Genomic DNA, 21,460 nt, shown 5'->3' on the forward strand with positions numbered 1-21,460 from the left:
CGCCGCCCGCGTCTGCACTACTGCGTTATGCCCGTCACTGATTGCGTGAGAAGAGGCTGCGAATCAGGTTCCAGATCTTGGGGTCCCCGTCAATGGCCTGGCCGACGGCCACGCCCACGAGTACGAAGGCGGCGATGACCGCGGTGTACCAGACGCCCAGGACCAAAAAGACGATGGCTGCCACGAGGCCCACGATGCCACCCCAGAAGGCGCCCTCGCCGCCCGGGAAGGCGCGACGCACCCAGTCGCGCACGCGGCCCAGGCCGTCGCTCGCGGGCTCGCCGGAAGCGGCCCCGTCGCCGGGGGCGTCGGCGGACGGCCGCTGCCCCGCGTCCTTCTCGACCGCGTCCTCGAGCTCCACCTTGAACTCCACCTTGGGCTTGGCGCCCCTCTCGTCTGCCATGGCTCCTACGCCTCCCTCTCGGACTCGCGCGCGGCGCCCATCGACACCGTGATCTCGCTCGTGGAGTCGGGCTCGGCCGCCGCGAGGCCGCCATCGGCGGCAGGCTCGTCGACCTCCGCCAGCGAGACCGTGACCGACTCGGGCTCCACGAACTCCAGACTCACGTCCTCAACCTTGTCGCCGCAGACCTTGGCGAGCCCGTGCAGGAGGTCCTCGTGGAGCTCGGCCCCCTTGGCGACCACGTCCACGCTCTCGTGCGGGAGCACGCGCACGTGGACGCGCACGTGGCCGCGGGCCCTGGCGTCAACGATGACGCGCGCCGCCGAGCACGTGCCGTCGGCCTCCACGATGTGGGAGGCCTGGGCCGCGATGGCGTCACGCGTGACGGAGATGACGCCGCCGTCGACGGAGGCCACCTCGATCGTGCGCACCTTGCGGACCACGAGCGCGCGGACGAGAAGGACCACGAGGCCGAAGGCGCTCACGGCGAGGCACGCCAGAATGGCGATGGAATACGGCTCGAGGTTGAGCAGCGCCGACGCCTCCAGCGTCCACGGGCCGTACCACGTGAGCGCGAGGGCGGCCAGGACGAAGAGGTTCGCCAGCGTGAAGAGGACCATGCAGAGGCGCTTGAAACCGTTCATGCGAGACTCCTAACGGGTGCGAGCGTGCGCATGCACCCTAGGATACCCCTTGCCCCGGACGGTTTGCCCCGTGAGGGCGAGACTTCCTCCCGTGCCCGCCTCCGCGCTCGCGAACGGCCAGCCGCACGAAGGCGTAGCCGAGAAGGGCCGAGGTCACCGACCCCAGCAGGATGGCGCACTTTGCCGCGATGGCGTCGGCCGGGTCCGCGAAGGCGAGGCCGGAGATGAGGATGGACATGGTGAAGCCCACGCCGCCGAGGATGCCCACGGCCACGACCTGGCCCCAGTCCATCCCGCGTGGCAGCCGCGCAAAGCCGAGGCGCACGAGCAGGACGGTCACGAGGATGATGCCCACGGGCTTGCCGACGACGGCGCCGAGGTAGGTGCCGAGCGCCGCCGGGTTGGTGAGGATGGCGCCGAAGTTCTCCCCCACGAGGTGCAGCTCCGCGTTCACGAAGGCGAAGAGCGGCAGCACGAGGAAGTTCACGAAGACGGACACGTAGCGCTCCATGCGCTGCAGCGGCGGGGTCACGTGGTGCATGACGCGCTCCACGCGCCAGGCGCCCTCGGTGAAGTCGTGCTGGCCGAGGACGTGATGCTCGTCATCATAGGCGTCGTCGAGGTCGTGAGCCTGGCGCGAGAGCCAGTCGGAGAGCTCGGGGAGGCGCACGTCGGAGCGGCTCGGCAGCGCGAAGGCGAGAATGACGCCCGCGAGCGTGGCGTGTATGCCCGAGTTGAACATGCACGCCCAGAGCACGACACCCACCGCCACGTACGGCGCCACGGAGTAGACCCGCGCCCGGTTGAGCGCCACGAGGCAGAGGGCGGCCACGAGCGAGGCGGCGCACCAGGCGAGGTCCGGCACCTGCCCGTAGAAGAGGGCGATGACCACGATGGCGAGGATGTCGTCGGCGATGGCGAGCGTCTGGAAGAAGACCTTTGCCTCGGGGGAGATGCGGTCGCCGAGGAGCGACACCACGCCAAGCGCGAAGGCGATGTCGGTGGCGATGGGGACCGCCCAGCCGCTCGCAGTGGGCTGGCCGGCGTTGACGGCGAGGTAGATGAGGGCGGGCGCGGTGACGCCGCCCACCGCCGCGAGCATGGGGAGGATGGCCTGGCGCGGGCGGCGGAGCTGCCCCACCGTGGTCTCGTACTTGAGCTCGATCCCCACGAGCAGGAAGAAGACCGCCATGAGGAAGTCGTTCACGAAGGCCTCGACGGTGAGCGAGACCGCGAACGGCCCCACGCCCACCTCGAGGGGCAGCGCGAGCAGCCGCTCGACGCCCTCGTAGAGCGGGGTGTTGGCAATCACGAGCGCGAGGAGGGCGGCGGCCACCATGACGCCCGCGGCGACGGTGCCGCTGCCGGTCACGGAGGCGAGCGCGCCGCGCCGCTCGAGGCGACGCACGACGGCAGGCTCGCCGTAGATGCTCTTGGCCATGCCTCACGCCTCCCGCTCGCCGAGGAGGAGCACCTGCTCCACCGCGACCTTGTCCGCGAGGGCGTCCATGGCGGCCTGGAGCAGCCACGCGAGCCCCGTCTCGGCAGGGCCTCCGTCCTTGTCGAGAAGAACGAGCGAGGACTCCTGGCCGGCAGGCTCGCCACCGGGCGAGAAGCGCCGCGCAAGCGCTGCCTCGAGCGCCGCGCACGAGCTGTCGTAGAGCGCCTCGAGGTCGAGCTCGGAGGACCAGATGAGGGCGGCGAGCTGACTCACCTGCGAGATGGAGAACACGCGCTTCAGAGCGCACACGAAGAGCAGCGACGCCACGTGCCGGCGCGTGTAGCGCTTCTTGCGCGGCGCGGGGATCACGCCCTGCTTGACGTAGTTGTTGACCATCGACCCCGTGACGAGGGTCTCGCCCGGGACCTGCATGAACTCGAGCTCCTGCGAGACGAGCGTGAGCAGCTGGTCGAGGTAGAGCTCGATGCGCGGCATCTCGCGGATGCGCGAGATGTGCACGGAGCGCATCCGCTCCGCGAGCGACCTGAGGTCCTCCTCGCTTGCCGACGCGGCGCGGAGCTCACGGTTCTTCTCGCCCATGGCACTCCTTTGTTTTTCTCGTAAACAGATAATCTAGTATTCAAGACCATGTGAAAGGGATATAGTCTAGCTAGCATCATACCGGCCAGCGGGGACCTCGTCACGCACCAGGGGGAGAAACCATGAACGAGCAGCGCATCGCCGTCATCACCGACTCCGGCACCGACACGCCCGCCGACTTCGTCGCCGCCCACGACGTGCGCGTCATCCCGCTGCGCATCAACTACTCCGACGGGTCGAGCTACGAGAACGGCGTCGACATCACCACGGAGGACGTGGTCCGCCGCTTTGACGAGGAGATTCCCTCGACCTCGCTCCCCTCGCCCATGAAGATCCGCGACACCTTCGAGCAGGCGCGGCGTGACGGCTACGTTGGCGCCGTCGTGGTGACCATCTCGTCGGGGCTCTCCGCCACCAACGAGACCATGAACATGGTCGCGCGCCAGATGGAGGACTTCCCCATCGTGGTGGTGGACACCAAGAGTATCGGCGTCGCGGCGGGCCTCGTCGTCATGGAGGCCGTGCGCCAGGTTGAGGCGGGCATGCCGCTTGACAGGATCGGCAGCGTGCTGGGCGCCCTCTCTGAGCGCACGCGCGTGTACTTCTCAGTCCAGAAGCTCGACTTCCTGCGCAAGGGCGGCCGTATCAGCGAGGCCGTCTACCGCGTGGGATCCGTCCTCAACATCAAGCCCGTCCTCATGTGCGACGAGCGCGAGGGCAAGTACGTCATCGCCAAGAAGGCGCGCGGGTGGTCTCGCGCGCTCGACGCGCAGGTCAGGCTCGTCGTGGAGAACGCGCGGCAGTGGGGCCGCGTGCGCCTGGCCGTGTGCACGTACGACCCCGCGCTGAGAGACGAGCTCGTGGCGCGCGTCCGCGAGCACGTGGGCGCCGTGGCGGAGATCGTGGAGCTTGTGAGCTGCGGCATCTCCGCCGACCTGCTCGTCCACACCGGCCCCACGCTCGTCGGCATGGCGGTGCAGGGAGTCTAGGCGCGCGCCACCGCGTCGCCGTGCCACTGGCGTCATGCCACTGGCGTCAGGTTTGTTTGGCATGCTAGTGACGTCAGGTTTATTTGGCACACGGCCATCACGCGCGGCCAAGGATTTCCGGACATCCCGGTTTACGCGTGCCGAGAAGGACGCGGAAACCGGGATTTTGTTCATTTTGGACGCGAAATCACAGGCTACGCATCCGAAGGTTTCATCTTTTGCACGCGTGAACGGGGATGTCCGCATATCCCCGTTCACGCGTGCCGCGTACGTTAGAGCGCGGCCACCATGTGCTCGACGATTCTGGCGCAGCGCTCCGCGGAGGCGCGCTCGAAGGTGGCGTAGTCCATGGCCTGACCCTCGGTGCCGGGCTTGTCGGAGATGGCGCGCACCACGACGAAGGGAACCCCGTTGGCCTCGGCCGCCTGGGCAATGGCCGCGCCCTCCATCTCGCAGCAGAGCGCCTCGAAGGTCCCCACGATGCGGCGGCGGTCCTCCTCCGCGGAGATGAACTGGTCACCGGAGGCAACGCGGCCGGACAGCGCGCGCACCTCGGGGGCAACGGCCGCGGCGGCGGCAAGCGCTGCGTCGCGCAGCGCGGCGTCAGCCACGTACTCGGGACGCTCGCGGCCGGGGACGAGGCCGGGCGCGTAGCCGAGCGCGCCCACGGAAAAGTCGTGCTGTACGCAGTCCGTGGAGACCACGAGGTCGCCGATGTCAAGGCGCGCGGCGTCGAGCGAGCCCGCAACGCCCGTGTTGATGAGGTGCGTGCAGCCGAAGTGGTCTGCCAGGACCTGCGCGCAGATGCCGGCGTTCACCTTCCCGATGCCGCACTTGACCACGACCACGTCCTTCTCGCCCAGGCGCCCCGCGCAGAAGTTCGTGCCGGCCACGCGCTCCGAGCGCGCGTCCGCGAGCTCCGCCTTGAGGCGCTCCACCTCGACGTCCATCGCGCCGATGATTCCAATCTTCATTATGTCCCCCTACTCCTGCGGATAGGCGAGATGCGCCTCGTCGATGTTCTCCAACGTGTTCTCCAGGTAGCGGCGCGCCCACCAGCGGGCCTGCGCGAGGTCGGCGTCATGCCAGTTGCCGCACTCCTCCGGGCGCGCGCCGGGAATCTCGCCCGTAAAGTCACGGATGAACTCAAAGGTCTCCCGCACGAGCGGCGCCACCTCGGCGGAGGTGTGCTCGCCAAAGAGGATGAGGTAGAAGCCCGTGCGGCAGCCCATCGGGCCAAAGTAGACCACGCGGTCACGCCAGGCGGGGCTGTTGCGCAGGTAGGTGGCGCCCAGGTGCTCGATGGCGTGGACGGCCGCCGTGTCCATCACGGGCTCGCGGTTGGGCGCGGTGAGGCGCAGGTCAAACGTGGTGACCACGGCGCCGGTGGCGGGATCGGCATCCACGCGACTCACGTAGACGCCCGGCTCGAGCGTGAGGTGGTTGACGGTGAAGCTGGCGATCTTCTCCATGGGACTCCCTGGGGTCGAGGCTCTTCTCGGCAGTTCTTCTCGCCACCAGTGTAGCCGTCTGGGACTCAGACCCGCGACGCGAAAGCGTCGCCAAGCCCCCGCGGAGCCGATGTGCGGGGGCGAGGCGACGCTTTGGCGAGAAGAACCGTCGCCAATCCCCCGCACGGCCGGCCCGCGGGGGATTGGCGACGCTCCGCCCGAGAACGGCGGGCCGCCCGTCACCGCTCCCGCAAGATTGTCTGGGACAAACTGAGTCCTGCCCCGTGTTATAGGCAGAGCCCCCGAGCGAAAGGAGACGCGATGACCCCGAGGGTGGTGAGAGACGACGCCTTCCTGCGGCAAGCGATGCGCGCGCACGGTGCGAGCGTGCTGCGCCTGGCGATTACGCAGACCGGGTCGCGCGCGGACGCCGAGGACGTCTACCAGGACGTCTTTGTGGCGCTTGCCTGCTGTGACACCGCTTTTGGCGACGAGGGGCACCTGCGGGCCTGGCTCCTGCGCACGACGCTCAACCGCTGCCGGGACCTCGCGCGCTCGTGGTGGCGCCGCCACGCGCAGTCCTTCGACGCGCTCGGCCTGGAGGTGGCGGACGCCGAGAAGGACGAGGACCCCTGGACCCCCGCCGAGCTCTGGGCGGCCGTCCAGCGCCTGCCCGAGCGCTACCGCGCCGTCATCCACCTGCGCTACGTGGAGCAGATGCCCGCAGACGCCATCGCCGCGGCGTGCGGCATCTCCGAGTCGGCCGTGCGCACGCGCCTCTCGCGCGCCACGCAGAAGCTGCGATTCTACCTGGGAGGTACGTCATGAGCGAGAAGAACCCTGCTGAGAAGCACCTGCACCGCCTCTACGAGGGCGTCCGGCACAGCGAGGAGCTCGACGACGCCGTGATCGCGCGCGTGAAGGCACTCCGGGAGGAGGAGGCCGCGCCGCGAGCCCTCGTCACGCGGCGCGTGGCGCTCGTGGGGGCGGCGGGCTGCGCCGTCGCGGCCGGGCTCGCCCTGGGGCTGCCCGTCCTCCTAGGCCCTGACTCCGGCGGCAACGCCTTCGGGCTTGTCATCGCCCGGGCCGCGGAGGGGGGCGACGCCGTGGCCGTGAGCGCAGGGTCCAACGGGCTCATGCCCTGCGACGGCACGTACGGAAGCTACATCAGGCTCTCCCTCAACCTCAGCGTCACCGGCGGCGGCGTGGAGTCGGTCACGTACCGGGTGACGGACAGCCCCATGGCAACGATCGACCGCCCCTCCATCCACGAGCCGATGACCGAGCACGCCGTCGTCTCGCTCTACACGGAGGCACCGGACGACTATGGCGACGAGATGCCCCCGGGAGAGATTCCCGAGACGGTGACCATCGACCCGGCGGCATCGGACGCCCCTCCGTGCCTCGACGTCAACGGCAACGTACCCTACCTCACGGTCAACAACCGCGACGCCTTCTGGGCAAGCGACGAGACCATCCAGCTGCTCGGGGCGTGGCTGGACCTGGAGTCACGGCCGTGGAGCGACACGAGCGAGTACGCCTGGCAGGAGGGCGAGACGGACGAGGAGCACATCGACCGCGTGGAGCGCCTCACCGAGGAGGCGTGGGCGGAGTACGACGCGCTGCAGCCCCAGATCCAGGCCGCGCGCGAGGCCTACCTCGAGAGCTTCCACGCGCACGCGGCGACGCAGGAGTCCTTCGAGGAATGGCAGCGCTCGCTCTACGTGAGCGGGTTCGTCTGCGCCGCGGACGCGCTCGGCGAGGCCCGGCTCGAGGCCACGGCCACGTTCTCTGACGGCAGCACGCAGACGCGCCGCTACCGCATCTCGTTCGTGGACGGCTGCGAGCAGGTGCTCTCCGAGCGCTTTGACGCGCTGCTCGCCCTGGATGACGACTTCTCCCAGTGCCTCGAGGAGGAGCTCCCCTGGCACCGCTACCCCACCCCCACGGAGGAGGAGATAGCCGCGGACCCGCGCCTCTCCGCACCGATCTTCCAGATCGAGGACGTGACGGGGGCGTAGGGAGGTTCTTCTCGCCCGTTTTTCTCGCCCGCCCTGCGCGGGCCGGAAGCGTCGCCTCACCTCCGCACGGCCACTCCGCGGGGGCAAGGAGACGCTTTGGCGAGAAGAACCGTCGCCAATCCCCCGCACAACCGGTCCGCGGGGGATTCGCGACGCTCCGTCCGGGCAGCGCCGGGGCGCCCTACAGCGCGCTCGCGAGCCAGGGCCGCCCGGAGAGCGCGCGGGCCAGGCGGTCCTGCGCCGCGGAGAAGACCACCTCGGGCCTGACGTGCAGGCGGACCTCGCCCTGCGTGCCGTAGGCGGTGAAGGCCGTGAAGATGACGTCCGTCTCGAAGGCGGGGTCGAGCAGGTCCGCGAGCTCGCGCGCCGCGATCAGGCAGCACTCGTCCGCCACGGCGGAGAGGTCCGCCCCCGGCACCACGGCGATGGGCACGCCGCAGTAGCCCGCAGTCCAGGGCGTGATGCGCGTGAGGGCCGTCTTGGAGAGCACCGAGTTGGGGATGACCTCCACCGCGCCGCCGCGCATCAGCACGGAGGTGCTGCGCCACGTGACGTCGGTCACCTCGCCGGTGACGCCGCCCACCGTGATGTAGTCCCCGGGCTGGACGGCCTTACTCACCATGAGGCTGATGCCGCCGATGATGTTTGAGATCGTGTCCTGCATGCCGAGGGAGACGGCAAGCGAGACAACGCCGAGGGCGGCCACGAAGCCCGCCGGGTCAACGCCAAAGACCGGCTTCAGAACGCCGAGCAGCGCGAGCACCCAGATGAGCGCGCGGGCGATGTTGATGAAGAGCGACGCGCTCGGCAGCTCCGAGGCGTCGAGCAGCCTGTGCATGAGCCGCACCACCACGCGCTCGATCAGTGCCGCAATGACCACCGCGATGACGAGCGTCACGCTCTTGTCCAGCCAGCCGCCCGCGTCGATGCCCAAAAGTTGTTCCATCACGTCCCCTCCCCCTTCTGTTACGAGCTTGATTTATGCGTTCGCATAAATCAACGGCTGGTGACGCAGAGTTTATGCGAACGCATATGTGACGCGAAGGGACTGCCCCTGCCTCACCCCTCGATCTTGACGAGCGGGGCAAAGCCCTTGAGGAGCTTCTTGGTCTTGCCGGTGCGCGTGAACCTGACCTCGATCGTGTCCCCCGAGACGGCAAGGACCGTGCCAGGGCCGAAGGTCTTGTGGGAAACCTTGTCGCCTGCCGAGAAGGACGTGGAGGGCGCAGGGCGCGCCGGTGCCTGCCGTGCGGGCGCCACCTCGGACGCGCGCGGGGCCACGCCCGTGGAGCGCGTGCGCGAGCCGAAGACGTTGCCGCCGTAGACCGAGGAGCCGCGGCCGCTACCGAAGGTGCCGCGACGGTCCCCGCGCTTCTCCCAGCCCACGCCCGTGAAGCCCGAGGAGCCCACGCCCGTGCGTTCCACGTCGGCGGCGGGAATCTCGTTCAGGAAGCGGCTCGGCGGGTTGGCCTGGGTGGAGCCGTACGTGCGCCGTGTGGCGGCATGCGTGAGGTAGAGCTTCTTGCGGGCGCGCGTGATGGCCACGTAGGCCAGGCGGCGCTCCTCCTCCACAGCGGCCGGGTCGCCCTCGTAGGAGGTGTGCGGGAAGATGCCCTCCTCCATGCCGGCGACAAACACGACCGGGAACTCCAGACCCTTGGCCGAGTGGATCGTCATCATCGTGACCGCGTGCGTCTGTCCCGCGAGCGAGTCCAGGTCAGAGCGCAGCGCCAGCCACTCGATCAGCGCCGGGAGCTTCTCGGAGGCGACGGGGGGCCTGACGCCCGGGGCGGTGCCCCCGAGCTCAGCGCTCGTTCGCTGCGCGAAGTCGCTCGGGGGCACCGCCCCGGGCGTCAGGCCTGCGGGCGCGAAAACCCCCTCGCCCGCGGGCTGGCCCTGCGCGCCGGCCTCGGCTACGCCGACAGCCGCCACGCTGGCGGAAGGGCTCGGCTCGAGGGCGCCTGCCGCTCGCAGCTGGGCCAGGGACTCGAGGGTCTCCACGGCGTCGTGCGTCTCGTCGAACTCGGCGGCGACGCCCATGAACTCGCGGATGTTCTCGATGCGGCCGTCCGCCTCCACGGAGTGCTCGGCCTCGAGGGCGCGGATGAGGCCGGAGCGGTCCACGATCGCGTCCACCACGTCGGCGAGCTCGCCCGTGAAGTGCCGACCCGCCTCGATGACGCCCGTGAACTCCGCCAGCGCCGAGCGCACCTTCGCGCCCAGAAGTCCCGTCTCGGCGATCGCCAGCTCGCAGGCCGAGAAGAACGAGATGCCCTCGTCAACCGCAAGCTCGCGGATCTTGTTGATGGAGGTGGTGCCGATGCCGCGCCTCGGCGTGTTGACCACGCGCAGGGCGGCCACGTCATCATCCGGGTTCACGACGAGCTTGAGGTAGGCCATGACGTCGCGGACCTCGGCGCGGTCGAAGAAGCGCGTGCCGCCCACGATCTTGTACGGCACGCCCGCGCGCAGGAACATGTCCTCGAGGATGCGCGACTGCGCGTTGGTGCGGTAGAAGACGGCCATGTCGTCGTAGCTCGTGCCGCCATCGTGGAGCTTCTCGATCTCGGAGCCGATCCATCGGCCCTCGTCACGCTCGTCGGAAGCCTGGAACACGCGGATCTTCTCGCCGTCCCCGGCATCGGTGAACAGGCGCTTGGGCTTGCGGCGGGAGTTGTTGGCCACCACGGCGTTGGCGGCGGCCAGGATGTGGCCCGTCGAGCGGTAGTTCTGCTCGAGGCGCACCACGTGGGCGTCCGGGTAGTCCTTCTCGAAGTCCAGGATGTTCTGGATGTCAGCGCCACGCCAGGAGTAGATGGACTGGTCGTCGTCGCCCACGACCATGAGGTTTCTGTAGCGCGCGGCCAGGAGGTTGGTGATCGCGTACTGGACGTGGTTGGTGTCCTGGTACTCGTCCACGCTGATCTGGCGGAAGCGGTCCTGGTAGCGCTCAAGCACCTCCGGGCGCTTGGAGAGCAGCTCGAAGGTCTTGACGAGCAGGTCATCGAAGTCCATCGCGTTGGCCTTGGCGAGGCGGTGGTCCAGCTCGCGGTACACGCGCGCCGCGGCGCGGTCCGCCGGGTTGGAGGAGCTCGCCATCTCGTCCGGCCCCACCATCGCGTTCTTGGCCGAGGAAATCTTGGCGCGGATCGAGTTCATCGGGAACTGCTTCTGGTCGATGTCCAGGTCCGCCATGATGGTCTTGACCAGGCGGCGCGAGTCGTCGTCATCGTAGATGGTGAAGTTGGGGCGGTAGCCCACGAGCTCCGGGTCCTCGCGCAGCATCCGCACGCACATGGCGTGGAACGTGCAGACCCACATGCCGCGCGTGCCGCCGGGCAGAAGGGCGTCCAGGCGCTCGCGCATCTCGGCGGCGGCCTTGTTGGTGAACGTGATGGCCAGGACCTGCCAGGGGCGCACGCCCTCGTCCGCGATCATGTGCGCGATGCGCACCGTGAGCACGCGCGTCTTGCCCGAGCCCGCGCCCGCGAGCACGAGCAGCGGGCCGCGCGTGCACTCCACCGCCTCACGCTGGGCCGGGTTGAGGCCGTCGAGGTCGATGACGGGCGCCGGGGCCGGGATGGGCGTCGGCGAAAAGAGGGTCTGCTGGTTCTGGGTCATGAAGCCCCCACGTTCTTCTCGGTGACTGCGTGCCCTACGAGTGTAGCGGCATGACCGGACAGCAATTGCCGGGATCTGGCGACCCGACAAATGCTGACAAAGGTGTCAGGGCAGTTTGTCATGAAAAACATGACGAACTGCCCTGACACCTTTGTCAGCATCCGGCAGGTCGGCTACTTGTGCTTCTTGACGCCGCCGAGGATGTCGTCCTTGTCATAGGTGAGGCTGTAGGCAATCTCGAGGCCGCGCAGCAGCTCGCGTGCATCGTGCTCCCCCATCTTGCTCAGCGTGGCGGCAAGGCTCGAGACCCCGTCGGAGCTGTGGTCGTTGGCATGGCGGCGGCCCTCGTCGGTGCAGTAGACGAGCACGCGGCGCCGGTCCTCCTTGTCCTGCTCGCGGACCACGTAGCCCTTCTCCTCGAGCGAGTCGATGATGCGGGTCATGCGCGGCCGCGTGTACCCGAGCGTCTTGGCAAGCTCGGAGGGCGTCATCGCCTCGTCCTGGCGCGAGATGTACTCGAGCACCGGGTCCTCGCCCATCGACATGCCGTATGCCGTCCCGATGGAGCCCTTGGCGACCCCCCCGGGAGTACATGATGAGCTTCTTTGCAGCGTCCTCGTAGTCCATCTGCCTGCAGCGGGCCCCTTCATCGAAGCGCGGCGCTACGGCCACGCCAAACACGTCCTCTGACTGGTTAATAGTAGCAACTTTCCCCGCGCCCCGCATTTTATTCACCTCTTTCAAATAAGTGAGAAGATTGTCTCGGCGAGGCCGTCGTGGTCGTTGTCGAGCGCCGTCACCCGCGACGCGGCGTCGCGCACCTCGGCGGGCGCGTTTGCCATGGCCCAGCTCTCCCCCACCGCGCGCAGCATGTCGATGTCATTGCGGCCGTCGCCAAAGGCGGCCGCGTCCGCGGCGCTCACCCCCAGATGCCGGCAGACGGCCTCGACCCCCTCGGCCTTGCTCACGCGGCCGTCCATCACCTCGCAGAGGATGGGTGACGAGCGCACCACGGCGAGGTTGGGGAACGCCGCGCCCAGCTCGCGCTCCGCCCGCTCCACCGAGGCCGGCTCCCCCACGAGGAGGAACTTGTGGAGGCCCCGCTCCGAGAAGTGCTCCTCGAGCGTCCCCTCGACGGACTCCACGCCCACGATGCGCTCCTCGCGCGCCACGCGCGGGTCCGAGCGGTCCGACGTCACCCACGTGTGATAGCCATACGCCATGCAGCAGACGTCCGGCAGGGCGCAGACCACGTAGTCACGCACCTCGAGCGCGCACCCGAGCGCGATGGGCCTGCTCAGGAGCTCCGCCCCGGCGGCATCGAGCACGTAGGCGCCCCCGTAGCACACGACGGGCCCCGCGTTGCCGAGCTCGCGGCGGATCTGGTCGAGCGCCTCGGGCATGCGCGCCGAGACGAGCACGAACGGGACGCCGCGCGCCCCGAGCCCGCGCACCGCCGCGGCCGTGCGCGGGCTCACGCGATGCGAGCCGTCGAGCAGCGTCCCGTCAACGTCGCTGAACACCACCGCGGGCAGGCTGCCCCCACGCTCTTCTCGCCCGCCGTCAGCCCTCTTCGTCATGGTGACCACCTTCCGTCCCGCGCACGCTCGCGCGCACGAACATGATTGGACCCTCGCAGCCGGCCGCGGGCCTGACCTCGTAGGCCCCCACGGCGGCCGGCACGATGAAGGTCTCAGCATAGTGCACCGTCAGGGGCTCAAAGGCGCCCCCGGGGCTTCTGACCACCGCCTCCGCGCCCGCCACCAGGTTGAGCACGTTGAGCGTCCCACGCGTGTCCAGGCGCGCCGACCCGCCGGGCGCCACCGTGTAGCGCCGGCACAGGATGGGCTCGAGCTCATGCAGGCCCGTCACCTCCACGCGGTCCGCGCCGCAGGGCTCGTCGACGTCATGCGCGCGGTTAATGAGGTTCTTCTCCACCCACTCCGTCGTGCGGTCCCAGCGGATGACCTCGCGGCCACGCGCGAGGTGCACCGGGCGGGGACGCCCGTCGAGGCCGAGCCGCCCCCAGTCCCAGAGCTTGAACGTGAAGAGGTACGGCGTGGCGCTGATCTCCAGCACCATCGTCCCCGCCCCCGAGCAGTGGGGCGTGCCCGCCGGGATGAGGACGTGGTCGTGCGGCCGCACCGGGACGCGGTTGGCGTAGCGCCCGGCATCGAAGGGAACGCCGCCGGCGTTGGCGCCCTCGAGCGCGGCCATCATCTCCCCTGGGTCCACCCCCTCGCGAAGGCCCAGGTAGACGCAGGCACCCTCCTCGGCATCCAGGATGTAGTAGCTCTCGTCCTGCGTGTAGGCCATGCCGAACTCCCGGCGGATGTAGTCCGTCGTGGGGTGGACCTGCAGGCTCAGGTTCTGCCCGCCCATGGTGTCGAGCAGATCAAAGCGAATGGGGAACTCCGCCCCGTAGCGCGCGTAGACGCCCTCGCCAAGAAGGGCGCGCGGGCGCAGGAGCGTGAGGTCCATGGCGGGCAGGCGCACGACGCCGCCGTCCAGCTCAAAGGCGAGCGCGTTCTCCTCCGGCACGCCGTCGAAGGACCAGGCGTAGTTGGGCGCGTCCGCGGGCAGCCCAAAGTGCTCGCGCATCCACTGGCCGCCCCAGACGCCCGGGTCGAAGTAGGGCTCGGTCCTGAAGGGACGGCTGGACGCCACGTCGAGGGCGGCTCGGAAGGCCTCCCCGTCCATGGCGCGCGGCAGGTCGCGCTCATCGGTCCCCACCACATAGTCCGCCCGCTCGAGCAGGCGCGCCTTGTGCCGGTCCGCGAGGCGCCACTCCACGAAGTAGCCGCGCTTGACCTTGCGCAGCACGTCCTCATCCCCGTTGTCGCAGCCGTAGTTGGGCATGCCGGCTCGATAGCGCAGCTGAATCTCCCAGCGTGTCGCGTCCAGGTAGACGAGCACGTCACCGGGGTGCACGAGCGCCGCCCCGAAGCCGCAGACGAGCACGAGGCCGCTCACGCCCTCGACGCACCAGCGCGCGGCGAGAAGGGCGCGGGCGTCCATGAACTCCTCGAGCTCGCCGAAGCACATGCGACCGAAGACCCGGTCGTCCGTCAGGAAGGGCACCATGCGGCGCGTGAGCTCGGCGGGCTCGGGAAAGAGCGTCCGCGTGTCCACCATCACGTCCGGGTGCAGGCGCCCCATCTGCGAGATGACCTCGTCATCCCAGACGCCGGGATAGGAGTCGCACACCAGGACGCAGCTCCCGCCATTCTGCGCGCGGACCTCCCCCACGCGCGCCGAGAGCTCGGCGAGAAGGGCGTCGTAGCCCACGATCGCCCGGTGCCCGGGCACGCGGATGGTCGGATGCCTGTCGTATGCCATGATCTCCTCCTTGCCGTGGTGCCCTTCGGCCACGCCCGCGTCCGGGCGCCGCATGGGCGCCCAGGCGCGGGCCGGCCGCGGCGCGCGGGCATCAGTCCCGCGCGCCAGCCGGCAGGTCGGGACGCCCCAGAAGGACGCCCCGACCTCGCTACTTCCTCTTGGACCTGCCGAGAAGGACGCCCGCGCCCGCGGTCACGGCGCCGAGCGCCGCGATGCCGCCCACGGCGACCGTGGCGTCACCGGTGTCGGGGACCCTGCCGGAGCCGCCGGACGCCTGGTGGGTGCCGCCCTTGTCCTCGGAGCCCGTGCCGCCAGGCCGCTGGCCCTCATCGCCGCCGGGCCGCTGGTCGCCGCCGGGCAGCTGGTCGTCGCCGGGCTGCTGGTCGTCGTCGCCGGGTTCCTCACCCGTATCGGCCCGCTCCAGCGCCGCGAAGGCGTCCCGGACGGACTGTGCCGCCGCTGCCATGTCCGCGGAGGTCGCGTTCTTGTCCGCCAGCAGAGCCCGGGCCTCCGCCAGCGCGTCCTGGAGCGCCGCCCACGAGTCGGCGGTGTAGTCGGAGGCGTCGAGCCCCTCGACCTTCTCGCTCACCTCGTCGATGGCGCCCTGGAGGTCCTGGGCGGGTCCCTCGGTCGCCGATCCGCCCACGTAGAAGTTCTCGAAGGTGGTCTGGTCGGAGTCCCACATGCCAATGGCAACGTAGCCCTCGGTATCGGTGTAGTCGGGATCGCCTTCCTGGAGGGTGTAATCAAGGTACTGCTTACCGTTGATCTCGACCTTGATGGTCTTGCCCTCCACCGAGATCTTCACGTGGTAGTTGCCCTCGGGGTCAACCGCAACCGCGTGGTCGTCCTGGTAGAGCGTCTTGTCGCCCTTGAAATCGAACAGGCGAATCTTGCCCGCGCCGTCGAGCTGGATGGCATAGCAGCCCTGGTAGGCATCCTGCACCTGGCTGCCGAAGATGAGGTTCTCCAGGCCGGTCTTGTGGTGGACGTCAATCTCGTACGTCAGGCCGTCCACCGGGTACTTCTCGCTCGAGAACAGGAAGCTGTTGGCGCCCACGCCGTCCACGTGGAGCACCGGGCCATCGACATAGAACGATCCCGTCGGCCGAGAGACGCCTGCGACGTTGGTCTGGAGCTCGCCCTCGTACACGCTCACCGTAATGTCCCGGCTCACGTTCGGGTCGCTCTCGCTCGCCACGGTGATCGTGGCGGTGCCGCGGGTGTTGCACGTCACGCGCAGCCCGCCCTCGGTCTGCTCGGCAGATGCGACGGAAGGATCGCTCGAGGTGATCGTCAGGTCCTGCGGAGCGGCGGCGGGAGACACCCACGCGCTGATGTCCGCCGTGGTGCCCGCATAGCCCGTCACCGTGTCGCGAGAAAGACCGATGCTCTGGGCAGCGGAGCTCGGGTTGCCCGTCTGCTCGTCGTCCCAGATGGTCTCGAGCGGGTACACCGTCGCATCGAGTGTGGCGGTGCCGTTCTCGCTGAACGCCTGCAACCCGTCAGCAAGCGGCGACGGGAAGATCTGGTTGGCTCCGGCGGCAACGTAGTCGCCGGTGAAGACCTCGACGCTCATGCGGTCCACGTACACGTGCAGGGTCACGGACCCGTCCTCGTTGTGGTCGACGTTTGCCTGGGAGCGCGGCTGGGCGAACGCGTCGTTCAGGATGGAGCCGGACTTGCTGCGGTCGAGCGTGATGGTGTCCGTGGCAAAGTCGTAGGAAACCCGCGTCTTCTGGCCTGCACCCACGCGCACGTCAAAGCCCACGGTAGGCTGCTCGCCCTTCCCAGGCGTGAACGTAGCCTCGATCTCGTAGGAGGTTCCGTTGAAGTCGATCGGGGTCACCGCATCGTCTCCGCCGAGCTTCAGCCCGTCAACGGTCACCTTGCCGCTCTCGTCGCGCAGGTCATCGAGCTTGTCGACCGGATCTTGCGTGAGCCGGTACGCGCCGTCTGAGTCCCGGGTGAGACCCAGCTTGACGGGAAGGTTGTAAGTGCCGTTGAAGCGCCAGTTGCCGGTGTTCTGAACGAGCTTGTTGTAGTCCCAGGTGTTCATCCAGTTCATGGCAACAAGCTCCGGACAGTTGACGCTGCCCGACGTGCCGAAGTCGCTGCCCGCGTTGAAGTAGGTCATTGCGGCGTAGGCGTCGCGCCCGAAGTTCATCGTGTAGTCGGGCGTACCCTCGTCCTGCACGAAGGCGTACTGGCCGCCCTCGACGTTGGTGAAGTCCACGTTCTTGAACTCGCCGACCTTGTAGCTCGTACCGCCGCGGGAGAGAATCCACTTGACGGCGCCGTCCTCGGCCTTAACAGGGTAGAGATCGGGGCACTCGGTGTACACGTGGTTCTCGGTCCCCGGCTCGTTGAGATAGCTCTCGCCCTTCCAGTGAACGAGGTCGTCGGAGGAGTAGAAGCGCACGGGGCCGCCGGCAACGATAAGGAACCACTTGTCGTCGAAGCGGAAGACCTTTGGGTCGCGGAAGGCGCCGTCGGCGGGCTCGATGATGTCGTCGGTGCTGTAGTCGAGAAGGACGTCGTCGTACTTCTGGTAAGCGCCCATGGTCTTGGTGGCAGGGTCGTAGGTGGCATAGGCGAGCGTCAGGCGCTGCTTGCCGTCCTGCCCCGCCCGTCCGTTGGCCGTGACGATGAAGACCATGCCCTCCTCGCCCTCGGCAAAGATCTCAGGCGCCGTAGTGTGGTCGGCGTACACGCCGCAGCCGGAGAACTGCGCGCCGTACTCGTCCGGGTAGAGGGCGATCGGCTGCTCCTTCCAGTGCACGAGGTCGGTGCTCGTGGCGTAGCCCCAGTGCATGGGACCCCAGTCGGTGTCGGTGTAGGCCTGGTAGTAGAAGTGGTACACGCCGTCCGAGGTCCTCACGAGACCGCACGGGTCATTGCCCCAGCCGTTCTTGACGCTGTAATGGAACTGACTGCGCTGATCCTCGTAGTAATACGTGTCGTCCGGCCCCTCGCAGAAGACGCGCAGCTGGTAGACGGCAACGGCGCCCGTATCGGGATCCTCGACGGTAAGCGAGTACTGGTTGAGGCCCTCGTTGCGCGCGTCGGTTCCGCGATTGGCTACGGGAACGCTCACGACCCCGCCCTTGGGTTCGTAAACGTTTCCCGCCTCGTCGGCCACGCTCACGCGCGCATCCGCGTTGGTCGTCTCATACGCGATGTTCACGCTATCGGCCGAGTTCCGCACGTATCCCACGTACACGTAGGCCGTGTCCTGGAACGCAAAGGGCATGTCAACCGCATCGCCCGTGATGTTGAGGCTCGTGAGCTGCGGGGTGTTGCCCTCGGTGAGCGGCGTGGCCGTCACGTTCTGATAGGTTACGGCAGCGTTGAACGAGAGCAGGCCGCAGTACCCCTCGCGCAGGGCGGTGTTCTGCCCATAATGCGCGTAGACCTCTTCGTTGTTGGCCTCGGTACCCAGGGTGTAGTCCGCCGTGCTCGCCGTCTTGGTAACGGCGTTGCCCTCGGCGTCCTCGTAGGACACCGAGAAGACCATGTGCTTGCCGATGGTCGTGACGCTCAGGTGGAAGGCGTCAGAGACGCTCGCGCCAAGCTGGATGGGGGACAGCATGTCGTATGCGATGCGCCCCTCGTTGGCGGTCTGCTCGAACTTGAACAGGCGGCACTCGCCCGTCTTGGGGTTGATGTTGGCCACGTAGGACTGCATGGCACCGAGGTCGCCCTCGTCGCTGTGAAGCACGAGCGACGCGGCGCCGTCCACGTCGGCGCTCTCGAAGGACACGTCCGCTGAGTAGACCATGTCACCAAGGGATGCCGCCTCGCCCTGCCAGCGAACCATGTAGTCGCCACCCGAGGATGCGACCCACAGCCCATCCGCCGTCTCGACCGTCTGGCCGTTGCCGAACTTCGTGCAGTCACCCGAGAGACTGGTCACGAAGCCGTCTCCCTCCTCGGGGACGCCCGGGTCGGGCAGCTCGAGTCCGGCGTCCTCGCTGATGGTCACGTTGGAGAACGTCGCCGCGGAATTGAAGGTGAGAAGCCCCACGCAGCCTCCCTGCCAGCCCTGGATGGTGGCCGATCCGCTGACCTCGTGGCCCGCGGCATCGGATGCCGTCACCCTGCAGAGGCCCGTCTCGTCGATCTGGACCCTCAGGTGGACCGTGCCCGTCGTGTCAAGGCCCGCGGAATCGACCTGATCTTGCGAGACCGTTATCAGGTCCATGCTATCATTCACGCGGAAGAGGCGTACACGCTGGTCGGTGCTCTCGTTGTTGAAGTTGAAGCCGTACCACGTGCCGCTTCCCGGCTCCGCCGCGTTTGTCGCCCCCACGACGAGCGCGGCGGATATGCCGTCGGTCACCTGCACGTCGGCCTGGTAGTCAAGGCTCTTGTACGCCTGCCCGCCCTCGAGCATGGCAAAGTGGTCGCCGTCGCGACGCGAGACGTCCACCGTCCCGTCCTCGCAGGTGACCGTGCCCCCGCTTGCGCTCACGAACTGCGTGAGCGTCGTCAAGTCGGACGCCCCGGCATCCTGCCGCGCAACGACGGGAGCCGGCGACTCCGCCGCAAGGGCGATCGCCGGTGCGCCGGCGCCTAGGGCACAGACCGTCCCCAGAATCACCGCCAACCGTGCGGGCCGCATTGCTGAATCCATGTCAAGCATCTCCTTTCCAGTGTTTCGCCAAATTAGTGGGCCAGGCAACAACCGCCGTGGTTACCTGGCCTTCCCGCTGTTCTTCTCGCCTTTCGCGTTCTTCTCGCCGCCCTTGCCCCTCCCGTGCTCGCGCGCCCACTCGTCGAGGTCCACGCCGGCAGCCGCAAGGATGTTCCTCACGTTCTTCTTGGCGTTGGTCGTCCCCACCTTGAGGACCACCGAGACGAGCGCCCCCACGACGAGAAGGGCAATGCCCAGCACGCCGAAGCCCGTCCCTCCTCCGCCATAGAAGCCCCAGTAGCCGACGATGAAGCCGGCGGCGACGAGCGAGTAGCCGATGCGCAGCCACACGTTCAGGCGCTGGATGGCGTCGGTCTGGAGCCTGGCCTCGCGGATGAGGTCGTCGCGGGTCCAGTTGGAGGTGTTGAGTGCCATGAGGGTTCCTCATCTCTAGAGACGCGCCCGGGCCGCAGGGGAGATTCCGCGGCCCGGGCTTTGAAGGAGGGAAACTATCTTGCGTGCGGTCGCGCGGGCCTTACGCGGCCGTGGCGATCGTGGCGGCACCGAAGAAGCCGCAGCACGCGCCGATGAAGGCGATGGCAAGCAGGATCAGCATCGTGATGATGGGGCTGACCTTCTTCTTGGCCATGAGCCACCAGCAGAAGACCGTGAAGATCAGCGGCAGGAGCTTGGGGTAGATGCCGTCGAGCGTGCCCTGCAGGGTTCCGCCGCCCGGGAGCGTGAGGGCCGTGGTGATGGAGACCCACGTGGCGTCAACCGCGCCGATGACGATCGTGCCGACCATCACGATGGCCTCGCGCAGGGCCTGGGCGTTGGGGCCCACGAGGGCCTCCACGGCGTCGCCGCCGAGCTTGTAGCCCTGGTAGTAGGCGAAGCGCATGCCGAAGTAGGCGAGCAGGTTCCAGACCACGATGTAGAAGATCGGGCCGAGCACGGAGCCGCCCTCGGAGAGGCCCATGGCGATGCCGAGCAGGATCGGGATCAGCGTGCCCACGATCAGGGAGTCGCCGATGCCGGCGAGCGGGCCCATGAGGCCGGCGCGGATGCCGTTGATGGTGTCGTCGTCGACGGGCTGGCCGTTGGCGCGCGCCTCCTCGAGGCCCACGGTGACGCCGACGATCATGGTGCCGATCTGCGGCTCGGTGTTGAAGAACGCGGAGTAGGTCTGGAGGGCCTTGGTCTGGTCGTCCTTGTTGTCGTAGAGGTCCTCGACGATCGGCAGCATGGAGACCAGGTAGCCGAAGGTCTGCATGTGCTCCTGCGAGAAGCACGTGAGATTGCCGTAGTACCAGTTGCGGAAGGACTTGGCGAGGGCCTTCTTGGAGACCTTGCGGCCGTCCTTGGCGGTGACGGTGTTCTCTGCCATTAGATGTCCTCCTCATCCTCGTCGTCAATGGTGGAGGCGCTGAGCGCACCTGCGGCGCCCACGCGCTCGACCTTCAGGCGCAGCGTGGTGATCTCGTAGTTGATGAGCGCGAAGAAGCAGGCGATCGCGGAGGCGGCGATGAGGTTGCAGCCCATGACCGCGGCGAGCGTGAAGCCGAAGAAGAACGGCAGGAAGTCGGTGGCCTTGGTGATGACCTGCTTGAGCAGGATGGCGATACCGACGCAGGGGAGGAGCGAGCCCACGGCGAACAGGGTCTTCATGGGGATGCCGTCCATGGGCAGGCTCGCCAGCAGGTTGTTCACCGCGTCGCCACCAAAGTAGACGAGCAGGAACGTGGGCAGGAAGGAGCAGATGATGTGGGAGATCCAGGGCAGGACCATGTCAACGAGGTAGAGCTTGTGGGTGTCGCCCTTCTCGAGCCACTTCCAGCCCATGGCCTGCCAGGCCAGGTTGATCGTCGCGGTGCCGTAGAACAGGATGGCGCCCAGGGTGCCGCACGTGGCGCCGAGCGAGGTCGCGAGGGCCGCAGCCTCCGCGCTGCCGGCGTCGAGCCCCTGGGCCTTGACGGCGATGAGGGCGAGCGGGATGCCGATGTAGCAGGCCGCGCGGACGTCGGCCGAGACGGTGCCGCCGGGGGTGACGAGGGCGATGTAGACCACCTGGATGGCCATGCCGACGAGGATGCCGTCGGTGATGTCGCCCAGGATGATGCCAACCACAAGGCCGGCGACGAGCGGGCGGCCGAGCGTGTAGTTGCCGATGGACGTGCCGCCGAGGCCGGGCATCGAGGCTAGGCAGGCGAACAGTCCGAGCAATGCGGCCTGGAACGCGTTGATTACCATACGTACCACCTTTCTAGTGCGTGGGCCCGTAAGGGCTCTTGCAGCCTGTCACCAGGCGCCCTCCC

Annotated in this window: 18 protein-coding genes; 3 read left to right on the top strand and 15 right to left on the bottom strand. The window is 68.3% G+C overall.

Annotated elements, in window-relative coordinates; translation table 11 throughout:
* Positions 1-34: 34 nt before the first annotated feature.
* Genes BQ7391_RS11900 through BQ7391_RS00040 form a run of 4 tightly spaced genes read right to left on the bottom strand, consistent with a single transcriptional unit; the run spans position 35 to position 3,088 of the window.
* A complete protein-coding gene (locus tag BQ7391_RS11900; protein ID WP_083662002.1) occupies positions 35-403 on the bottom strand; it encodes a DUF2273 domain-containing protein in 369 nt (122 codons plus the stop codon).
* Between the two features lie 5 nt (positions 404-408).
* Complete coding sequence (gene amaP, locus BQ7391_RS00030; protein ID WP_075278743.1) at positions 409-1,047, bottom strand: alkaline shock response membrane anchor protein AmaP; 639 nt, start codon at positions 1,045-1,047, stop codon at positions 409-411.
* Between the two features lie 37 nt (positions 1,048-1,084).
* The gene (gene nhaA, locus BQ7391_RS00035; protein WP_075278744.1) at positions 1,085-2,488 is read right to left on the bottom strand and encodes a Na+/H+ antiporter NhaA; all 1,404 of its coding nucleotides are present in this window, start codon (positions 2,486-2,488) and stop codon (positions 1,085-1,087) included.
* Positions 2,489-2,491: 3 nt separating this feature from the next.
* Entirely contained in the window at positions 2,492-3,088 is a 597-nt protein-coding gene (locus tag BQ7391_RS00040; protein ID WP_075278745.1) for a DUF1836 domain-containing protein, read from the bottom strand.
* Positions 3,089-3,210: 122 nt separating this feature from the next.
* On the opposite strand from BQ7391_RS00040, the gene BQ7391_RS00045 reads away from it, so the two are divergent.
* A complete protein-coding gene (locus tag BQ7391_RS00045) occupies positions 3,211-4,077 on the top strand; it encodes a DegV family protein (protein ID WP_075278746.1) in 867 nt (288 codons plus the stop codon).
* 272 nt (positions 4,078-4,349) lie between these two features.
* Here the strand turns inward: BQ7391_RS00045 and BQ7391_RS00050 are convergent, their stop codons facing one another.
* The gene (locus BQ7391_RS00050) at positions 4,350-5,051 is read right to left on the bottom strand and encodes a 5'-methylthioadenosine/adenosylhomocysteine nucleosidase (protein WP_075278747.1); all 702 of its coding nucleotides are present in this window, start codon (positions 5,049-5,051) and stop codon (positions 4,350-4,352) included.
* A 9-nt stretch (positions 5,052-5,060) separates the two neighbouring features.
* Complete coding sequence (locus tag BQ7391_RS00055; RefSeq protein ID WP_075278748.1) at positions 5,061-5,549, bottom strand: S-ribosylhomocysteine lyase; 489 nt, start codon at positions 5,547-5,549, stop codon at positions 5,061-5,063.
* A 300-nt stretch (positions 5,550-5,849) separates the two neighbouring features.
* Here BQ7391_RS00055 and BQ7391_RS00060 point away from each other — a divergent pair, with 300 nt between their 5' ends.
* On the top strand, positions 5,850-6,356 hold the full coding sequence (locus BQ7391_RS00060; RefSeq protein WP_075278749.1) for an RNA polymerase sigma factor: 507 nt from the start codon (positions 5,850-5,852) through the stop codon (positions 6,354-6,356).
* Positions 6,353-7,549 carry a hypothetical protein gene (locus BQ7391_RS00065; protein ID WP_075278750.1) on the top strand — a complete coding sequence of 399 codons (1,197 nt, stop codon included), beginning with the start codon at positions 6,353-6,355 and terminating at the stop codon, positions 7,547-7,549. The genes BQ7391_RS00060 and BQ7391_RS00065 overlap by 4 nt, the downstream gene beginning before the upstream one ends.
* A 181-nt stretch (positions 7,550-7,730) precedes the next feature.
* On the opposite strand, the gene BQ7391_RS00070 is transcribed toward BQ7391_RS00065, so the two are convergent.
* The 9 genes from BQ7391_RS00070 to BQ7391_RS00110 form a co-directional block, all read right to left on the bottom strand.
* Positions 7,731-8,495 (bottom strand): mechanosensitive ion channel family protein, encoded by a 765-nt coding sequence (locus tag BQ7391_RS00070; RefSeq protein ID WP_075278751.1) that lies wholly within the window; start codon positions 8,493-8,495, stop codon positions 7,731-7,733.
* Positions 8,496-8,608: 113 nt separating this feature from the next.
* Entirely contained in the window at positions 8,609-11,170 is a 2,562-nt protein-coding gene (locus BQ7391_RS00075) for an ATP-dependent helicase (protein WP_075278752.1), read from the bottom strand.
* Positions 11,171-11,343: 173 nt separating this feature from the next.
* A complete protein-coding gene (locus BQ7391_RS00080) occupies positions 11,344-11,820 on the bottom strand; it encodes a MarR family winged helix-turn-helix transcriptional regulator (protein ID WP_083662003.1) in 477 nt (158 codons plus the stop codon).
* Positions 11,821-11,910: 90 nt separating this feature from the next.
* Positions 11,911-12,750 (bottom strand): Cof-type HAD-IIB family hydrolase, encoded by an 840-nt coding sequence (locus BQ7391_RS00085; RefSeq protein ID WP_075278754.1) that lies wholly within the window; start codon positions 12,748-12,750, stop codon positions 11,911-11,913.
* The gene (locus BQ7391_RS00090) at positions 12,734-14,509 is read right to left on the bottom strand and encodes a class I mannose-6-phosphate isomerase (RefSeq protein ID WP_075278755.1); all 1,776 of its coding nucleotides are present in this window, start codon (positions 14,507-14,509) and stop codon (positions 12,734-12,736) included. Before BQ7391_RS00090 ends, BQ7391_RS00085 begins: the two co-directional genes overlap by 17 nt.
* A 148-nt stretch (positions 14,510-14,657) precedes the next feature.
* Positions 14,658-19,145, bottom strand: a complete 4,488-nt coding sequence (locus tag BQ7391_RS00095) for a GH32 C-terminal domain-containing protein (RefSeq protein WP_129583872.1) — start codon at positions 19,143-19,145, stop codon at positions 14,658-14,660.
* A 60-nt stretch (positions 19,146-19,205) separates the two neighbouring features.
* Positions 19,206-19,580 (bottom strand): hypothetical protein, encoded by a 375-nt coding sequence (locus BQ7391_RS00100; RefSeq protein ID WP_075278757.1) that lies wholly within the window; start codon positions 19,578-19,580, stop codon positions 19,206-19,208.
* A 100-nt stretch (positions 19,581-19,680) separates the two neighbouring features.
* Positions 19,681-20,532 (bottom strand): PTS system mannose/fructose/sorbose family transporter subunit IID, encoded by an 852-nt coding sequence (locus tag BQ7391_RS00105; protein ID WP_075278758.1) that lies wholly within the window; start codon positions 20,530-20,532, stop codon positions 19,681-19,683.
* Positions 20,532-21,395 carry a PTS mannose/fructose/sorbose/N-acetylgalactosamine transporter subunit IIC gene (locus BQ7391_RS00110; RefSeq protein WP_075278759.1) on the bottom strand — a complete coding sequence of 288 codons (864 nt, stop codon included), beginning with the start codon at positions 21,393-21,395 and terminating at the stop codon, positions 20,532-20,534. The genes BQ7391_RS00105 and BQ7391_RS00110 overlap by 1 nt, the downstream gene beginning before the upstream one ends.
* Between the last annotated feature and the right edge of the window lie 65 nt (positions 21,396-21,460).

This window comes from Thermophilibacter provencensis (assembly GCF_900128445.1).
GTDB classification, from domain to species: domain Bacteria; phylum Actinomycetota; class Coriobacteriia; order Coriobacteriales; family Atopobiaceae; genus Thermophilibacter; species Thermophilibacter provencensis.

Coding starts and splice junctions, on each gene's coding strand:
- BQ7391_RS11900 (WP_083662002.1), bottom strand. CDS start 403: ATGGCAGACGAGAGGGGCGCCAAGCCCAAGGTGGAGTTCAAGGTGGAG.
- amaP (WP_075278743.1), bottom strand. CDS start 1,047: ATGAACGGTTTCAAGCGCCTCTGCATGGTCCTCTTCACGCTGGCGAAC.
- nhaA (WP_075278744.1), bottom strand. CDS start 2,488: ATGGCCAAGAGCATCTACGGCGAGCCTGCCGTCGTGCGTCGCCTCGAG.
- BQ7391_RS00040 (WP_075278745.1), bottom strand. CDS start 3,088: ATGGGCGAGAAGAACCGTGAGCTCCGCGCCGCGTCGGCAAGCGAGGAG.
- BQ7391_RS00045 (WP_075278746.1), top strand. CDS start 3,211: ATGAACGAGCAGCGCATCGCCGTCATCACCGACTCCGGCACCGACACG.
- BQ7391_RS00050 (WP_075278747.1), bottom strand. CDS start 5,051: ATGAAGATTGGAATCATCGGCGCGATGGACGTCGAGGTGGAGCGCCTC.
- BQ7391_RS00055 (WP_075278748.1), bottom strand. CDS start 5,549: ATGGAGAAGATCGCCAGCTTCACCGTCAACCACCTCACGCTCGAGCCG.
- BQ7391_RS00060 (WP_075278749.1), top strand. CDS start 5,850: ATGACCCCGAGGGTGGTGAGAGACGACGCCTTCCTGCGGCAAGCGATG.
- BQ7391_RS00065 (WP_075278750.1), top strand. CDS start 6,353: ATGAGCGAGAAGAACCCTGCTGAGAAGCACCTGCACCGCCTCTACGAG.
- BQ7391_RS00070 (WP_075278751.1), bottom strand. CDS start 8,495: ATGGAACAACTTTTGGGCATCGACGCGGGCGGCTGGCTGGACAAGAGC.
- BQ7391_RS00075 (WP_075278752.1), bottom strand. CDS start 11,170: ATGACCCAGAACCAGCAGACCCTCTTTTCGCCGACGCCCATCCCGGCC.
- BQ7391_RS00080 (WP_083662003.1), bottom strand. CDS start 11,820: ATGAAGGGGCCCGCTGCAGGCAGATGGACTACGAGGACGCTGCAAAGA.
- BQ7391_RS00085 (WP_075278754.1), bottom strand. CDS start 12,750: ATGACGAAGAGGGCTGACGGCGGGCGAGAAGAGCGTGGGGGCAGCCTG.
- BQ7391_RS00090 (WP_075278755.1), bottom strand. CDS start 14,509: ATGGCATACGACAGGCATCCGACCATCCGCGTGCCCGGGCACCGGGCG.
- BQ7391_RS00095 (WP_129583872.1), bottom strand. CDS start 19,145: ATGGATTCAGCAATGCGGCCCGCACGGTTGGCGGTGATTCTGGGGACG.
- BQ7391_RS00100 (WP_075278757.1), bottom strand. CDS start 19,580: ATGGCACTCAACACCTCCAACTGGACCCGCGACGACCTCATCCGCGAG.
- BQ7391_RS00105 (WP_075278758.1), bottom strand. CDS start 20,532: ATGGCAGAGAACACCGTCACCGCCAAGGACGGCCGCAAGGTCTCCAAG.
- BQ7391_RS00110 (WP_075278759.1), bottom strand. CDS start 21,395: ATGGTAATCAACGCGTTCCAGGCCGCATTGCTCGGACTGTTCGCCTGC.